We start from the raw sequence: 4,904 nt of genomic DNA on the forward strand, positions 1-4,904 counted from the left end.
ACGCCGAGCTGGCCGGAGCGGGCATCGCCGCCTGGCGCTCGCTCGTCGAGCACGCGCCCTCACCGGAGTACGCGCGGCGGCACGCCGCCGACCTGCTGCGCACCGAAAGCGCGGCACTGATCCGCTCCTGGCTGGCCGACCGCGCACGGTGACGACCGCAGCGCACCGGCGGGCCCGCGCCGGCGTGCCGTGAGCCGGACGTCAGGGTTTGAAGATCACCTTGATGGCGCCGTCCCGCTTCTTCTGGAACATCTCGTAGGCGTGCGGCGCCTCGGACAGCGGGAGCTGGTGGGTGGCGAAGTCCTCCACCCCGAGGGGATCGCCCTCTCCGGTCAGCAGGGGCATGATGTCGTCCACCCACGCGCGGACGTTGGCCTGCCCCATGCGCAGCTGGACCTGCTTGTCGAACAGCGTCAGCATCGGCATGGGGTCGACCATTCCGCCGTACACACCGGACAGTGAGATCGTGCCGCCGCGACGCACCACGTCGATGGCGGTGTGCAGCGCGCTGAGCCGGTCCACGGCGGCCTTCTCGGTGAGCTTCGCCGAGATCGGATTCGGCATCAGCGTGACCAGTTGCTGCGCCAGTCCCGCCACCGGCGCCCCGTGCGCCTCCATCCCGACCGCGTCGATGACCGAGTCGGTTCCCCGGCCGTCCGTGCGGGCCCGGATCGCGTCCGCGAGGTACTTGTGCCTGCGCAGGTCGAGCGTATCCACACCGTACCGCGCGGCCATGGCGAGGCGCTCGTCGACGAGGTCGACCCCGATGACCGTTCCGGCCCCGCGGTGCTTCGCGATGCGCGCCGACATCTGGCCGATCGGCCCGAGCCCCAGCACGGTCACCGAGCCGCCCTCGGGGATCGCGGCGTACTCGACGGCCTGCCACGAGGTCGGCAGCACGTCGGAGAGGTACAGGAACCGCTCGTCGGGTGGGCCCTCCGGTACCGGGATCGGGCCGAACTGCGCCTGCGGCACCCGCAGGCGCTCGGCCTGGCCTCCCGGCACCTGTCCGTAGAGCTTGGTGTAACCGAACAGCGCGCCGCCCTTGCCGTGCTCGCGCACCTGCGTGGTCTCGCACTGGGAATGCAGGTTCCGGGTGCAGTAGAAGCACCGGCCGCACGCGACGTTGAAGGGGACGACGACCCGGTCTCCGGGCCGCAGGTTCTCGACCGCGGGGCCCACGTCCTCCACCACGCCCATGGGCTCGTGGCCGAGCACATCCCCCGGGTCGATGAACGCGCCCAGTACCTCGTACAGGTGCAGGTCCGAGCCGCACAGCCCGGACGAGGTCACGCGGATCACCGCGTCGGTGGGCTCCTCGATGCGGGGGTCGGCGACCTCGGTCACCTCGACGTTGCGCTTTCCCTGCCAGGTCAAGGCCTTCATCGCCTGCGTTCCCTCCCACATCGGCCGGTCGTGGACGCTGGGAGCCTCACCGGGTCCGACAGGGTGTCGAACGGCACGGTGCCGGGCCAGCGGTGGTCGCCATCGCTGGCGAGGTACCACCGCCGACCCGGCACCAAACGCGTGCGGGTTCTCAGCCCTGCACGCCCTCCGTTCCCTCCGCCTGCTGCATCACGGCGAAGTTGAGCTGCCCCTGGTCGTCCTGCTGAATGTCGAGGACCTTGTCGTCGAGGAAGCTGGCCGCCTGGGGCTCGAGGAACACCCGGGCGCCGCCCTCGGTGCCGAGCACCTGGTCGCCGTCCTCGGGTGCGGGGGCGATCGAGAGCGCCAGCTGGGCACCCTCGTCGTTCTCCTCGCGCACCGCGAATCGCAGCCCGGCCGCGTCCTGGCCGTCCTGCGAAGTCAACGCGCTGATCGCCTCGGCGGCAGCGTCAGTCATGGCGAGCATGTCGGCATTTCCCTTCGGTCGCGTGTAGCTGCCAACCCCCACCGTAGGCGTGCCGGGGCCGACACGCCGCTCCGCCATGCCGTCGGTTCTCCTCCGGCCGGTCAGAGGGCCGTCGCGGCCACGCGCAGATCCGCGACGAACGCGGCGTGCGCGTCCCGGCGGTCGTCGTCGCGGGCACGCAGGATCGAGGACGGATGCACGGTCGCGAGCACGAGGGCTCCCCCGGCCCGTTCGGCCGGTTCCAGCAGCTGACCGCGTGACTGTCCCACCCGGAAATCCGGCCCGAGCAGCGACTGCGCGGCCGTGGCACCGAGACAGACCACGACCCGGGGCAGCACCGCGTCCAGTTCGGCCAGCAACCACGGTCTACAGGCGACGATCTGCGAGCGCGAGGGTTTCTTGTGGATGCGCCGTCCTCCGTCCGCCCGCGCGCCCGTTTGCGCACGTGTGAAACGGAAATGCTTCACCGCGTTGGTGACATATACCCCAGCGCGGTCGATGCCTGCCTCGTCGAGGGCCCGATCGAGCAGTGCCCCGGCGGGCCCGACGAACGGCTCGCCCGTCCGGTCCTCCCGGTCGCCGGGTACCTCACCGACGAACACGGCACGCGCACGGTCGGGTCCGGCACCGAAAACCGCCTGCGAGGCGTCCCGGTAGAGATCACAGCCCCGGCACGCGTTCACCGCCTCGGCCAACGCGGGAATCGACCTCTTCGCCGGAAGGTAGGCCCCGGCGCCCTCGTAGGTGACCACCGGAGACCACCGTCACGCGTTCCGGTCGCCGAGCACGCTCGCCCAGAGCAGCAGGTGCCACACCGCGTCCAGACGAGACAGCGGCTCCGGGTCCCTCGTCACGAGCCCGAGCTGGAAGGCGGCGTCGCCGGGATCACCGTTGAGGCGGGCCAGTACCGCGCGCAGCACGGCCCGCAGCGCCGGGTCGACGTCGTCGATGGCGAAGGGGCGATTCTCGGTGTCGAGCAGGTCGGCGGTGAAGGCCGGGCCGTCCATGGCCTCCCCGCCCGTGCGCTCCCGCAGCAGTGCGGTCACGATCCGCACCAGCTCGCCCAGCACCGGTTCGAGCAGGTGCCCCCGGGGTGAGGACGGCGCCACCACCGCGGCGAGCAGTGTGCTCAGGGATTCCACATCGTCCTCGGCCACGACCTCGAGCATCCGCTCGGTGAGGGCGGGCGCGTCCGCCTCGGGGGCACTCACGTCCGGCCCCCGTCCGGCTCCTCGGTGCCCTCCGGCGTCCGTACGGCCTCGGCGACCGAACCCCCGGCACGGTCGGCGTTCTGCCCTCGCCGCACGGCGGGGGTGTTCGGGTCGGAGGGCTCCTCCTCCGGCACCACCGGCTCCGGCTCGTCGGTGACGTGATCCACCGTCTCGTCCAGCTCATCGGCCGGAGTGGCCGCGACCGGCCGCTGGGGCGCCGCGGGTTCGGCGGTGTCGGGTTCTTCCTCCCTGACCCGCTGCTCCAGCGTCTCGCCCTGCTGCTGTTCGAACGGGGTCATGCCGTACCGCGTGGCCTCGCTGTAGTGCTCGGGAGGCTCGACCCCTTCCTCGAGCGGGTCCACCCGCAGACGGTCCTCGTCCAGGTCTTCGGCGCTGCTCAGCGCGGCGGGATCGCTCTCGGCGGTGTCCGGCATTCCCGTGTCCTGGGGTGGTGTCACGGGGTCCTCGCCGTCACTCATGGACTCCCTCCTCCCTTTCGGCCCCGTGTGCATCGGGGCCCGTCGCGCCTCGCAGTACCCGAGGGCCGGTGAGGACAAACGACCGCGCACCCCGCCGTGGCCGTCGCGCCACCCCCGTCCCGGCGGGATATGAGACACTGGAGACCACGCCGTAACCCGGTACCGGCCACGCACCCCGCGCGGACCGGCCGGGCAGGTTGCGAAGCAGGCGGCAACCTTCTTACGGTGGACGACAGCGGTTGAGCCCACAGCCGTGTCCGAGGCACAGGTCCTCAGGTCCGTGCGCCGGGCTTCTCCGCGCCGAAGTTTCTGATGACCTGCCTGTGCCCTGTCCGAACGCTACGGAGGGACAACACAGTGCGTAGCACCGATCCCAACACTCTGACCTCGCAGTCGACGCCCCACGCGCAGCCGCGGCCACTCGACAGCCACGGTATGCGCATCGACGCCGAACGACGGTCGGGCGACGCGGTGCTCGCGCGGGTGTCCGGCGAGGTCGACCTGTTGTCCGCCCCCGAACTGCGGCGGTGGGTCCAGGACAACGTCGGCGACACCGATGGCCTCGTCCTCGATCTGGACGGCATCAGTTTCCTCGGCTCCGCGGGCCTGTCCGTGCTCGCCGAGCTCTCGGAGATGGCCGCCCACGACAAGCTGACGTGGGCCATCGTCGCCACCAAGCGTGTGGTTCTGCGCCCGCTCGAGGCGACCGGGCTGGTGGCACAGATGCCGGTCTACGAAAGCGACTCGGACGCCGTCTCCGCGCTGACGGCCGCCGACTAGGCCCCACCCGGTGACCGGGGACGACGACGCACGCCCTCCCGCATCGGCCGAGGCCGAGCCCGATTACCGGTTCACCCTCGCGAACGAACGCACCTTCCTGGCCTGGCTCCGGACCGCACTGGGACTCGTGGCGGGAGGCGTGGCGATTCACCAGCTCGTTCCCGGCCTGGCCACCGACGGTGCGCGGACGGCGTTGGCGACGATGTGTGTCGGACTGGCCACGATGCTGGCCGGGCTGAGCTACCCCCGGTGGCGCCGGGTGCAGCGGGCCATGCGCCGGTCCGAACCGCTGCCACGCAGCGTGGTCTTGCTCGTACTCGCGAGCGGCGTGCTGCTCATCACGGCCTTCGCCGCCGTGCTGATACTCACGGGGTGATGTCGTGATGGTGGGCGGGAACGCCGACAGGGGTTTGCAGGCCGAGCGCACCGGGCTGGCGTGGCAGCGGACGGCGCTCGCCGCGGGCGCGCTCGCGCTGTTCCTGCTCTACCACGCCGCGTACGACGGCGGGGCCGCATTCGCCGCCCCGGCCGCGCTGACCGGCCTCGCGGCGGTCTCCCTCGCCGTCGCGGGAGCACGCCGCG

General features: G+C 71.8%; 8 protein-coding genes. 3 read left to right on the forward strand and 5 right to left on the reverse strand.

Translation table 11 applies throughout. The features are described from left to right. Positions 1–201: 201 nt before the first annotated feature. The 5 genes from SACSA_RS0113250 to SACSA_RS0113270 all read right to left on the reverse strand — a co-directional run bounded on the left by SACSA_RS0113250 (position 202) and on the right by SACSA_RS0113270 (position 3,542). Positions 202–1,386, reverse strand: a complete 1,185-nt coding sequence (locus SACSA_RS0113250; protein WP_028661843.1) for a zinc-dependent alcohol dehydrogenase — start codon at positions 1,384–1,386, stop codon at positions 202–204. 151 nt (positions 1,387–1,537) lie between these two features. Continuing rightward, positions 1,538–1,852 carry a HesB/IscA family protein gene (locus SACSA_RS0113255; RefSeq protein WP_028661844.1) on the reverse strand — a complete coding sequence of 105 codons (315 nt, stop codon included), beginning with the start codon at positions 1,850–1,852 and terminating at the stop codon, positions 1,538–1,540. 101 nt (positions 1,853–1,953) lie between these two features. Next, the gene (locus tag SACSA_RS0113260) at positions 1,954–2,604 is read right to left on the reverse strand and encodes a UdgX family uracil-DNA binding protein (RefSeq protein ID WP_019816407.1); all 651 of its coding nucleotides are present in this window, start codon (positions 2,602–2,604) and stop codon (positions 1,954–1,956) included. Positions 2,605–2,616: 12 nt separating this feature from the next. Next, positions 2,617–3,063 carry a hypothetical protein gene (locus SACSA_RS0113265; RefSeq protein ID WP_019816408.1) on the reverse strand — a complete coding sequence of 149 codons (447 nt, stop codon included), beginning with the start codon at positions 3,061–3,063 and terminating at the stop codon, positions 2,617–2,619. Beyond that, positions 3,060–3,542, reverse strand: coding sequence for a hypothetical protein (locus SACSA_RS0113270; protein ID WP_019816409.1), 483 nt, complete (start codon positions 3,540–3,542; stop codon positions 3,060–3,062). Before SACSA_RS0113270 ends, SACSA_RS0113265 begins: the two co-directional genes overlap by 4 nt. Positions 3,543–3,899: 357 nt before the next feature. Here SACSA_RS0113270 and SACSA_RS0113275 point away from each other — a divergent pair, with 357 nt between their 5' ends. The 3 genes from SACSA_RS0113275 to SACSA_RS22830 all read left to right on the forward strand — a co-directional run. Further along, a complete protein-coding gene (locus SACSA_RS0113275; protein ID WP_028661845.1) occupies positions 3,900–4,322 on the forward strand; it encodes an STAS domain-containing protein in 423 nt (140 codons plus the stop codon). Positions 4,323–4,332: 10 nt separating this feature from the next. Beyond that, positions 4,333–4,698, forward strand: a complete 366-nt coding sequence (locus tag SACSA_RS0113280) for a YidH family protein (RefSeq protein WP_019816411.1) — start codon at positions 4,333–4,335, stop codon at positions 4,696–4,698. A gap of 7 nt (positions 4,699–4,705) precedes the next feature. Next, the coding region (locus SACSA_RS22830; protein WP_019816412.1) for a DUF202 domain-containing protein at positions 4,706–4,904 on the forward strand (199 nt) is incomplete at its 3' end.

This window comes from Saccharomonospora saliphila YIM 90502 (assembly GCF_000383795.1).
Taxonomy (GTDB): Bacteria; Actinomycetota; Actinomycetes; order Mycobacteriales; family Pseudonocardiaceae; genus Saccharomonospora; species Saccharomonospora saliphila.

Excerpts from the sequence above, each read along its gene's own strand:
- SACSA_RS0113250 (WP_028661843.1), bottom strand. The coding sequence starts at position 1,386 with ATGAAGGCCTTGACCTGGCAGGGAAAGCGCAACGTCGAGGTGACCGAG.
- SACSA_RS0113255 (WP_028661844.1), bottom strand. The coding sequence starts at position 1,852 with ATGCTCGCCATGACTGACGCTGCCGCCGAGGCGATCAGCGCGTTGACT.
- SACSA_RS0113270 (WP_019816409.1), bottom strand. The coding sequence starts at position 3,542 with ATGAGTGACGGCGAGGACCCCGTGACACCACCCCAGGACACGGGAATG.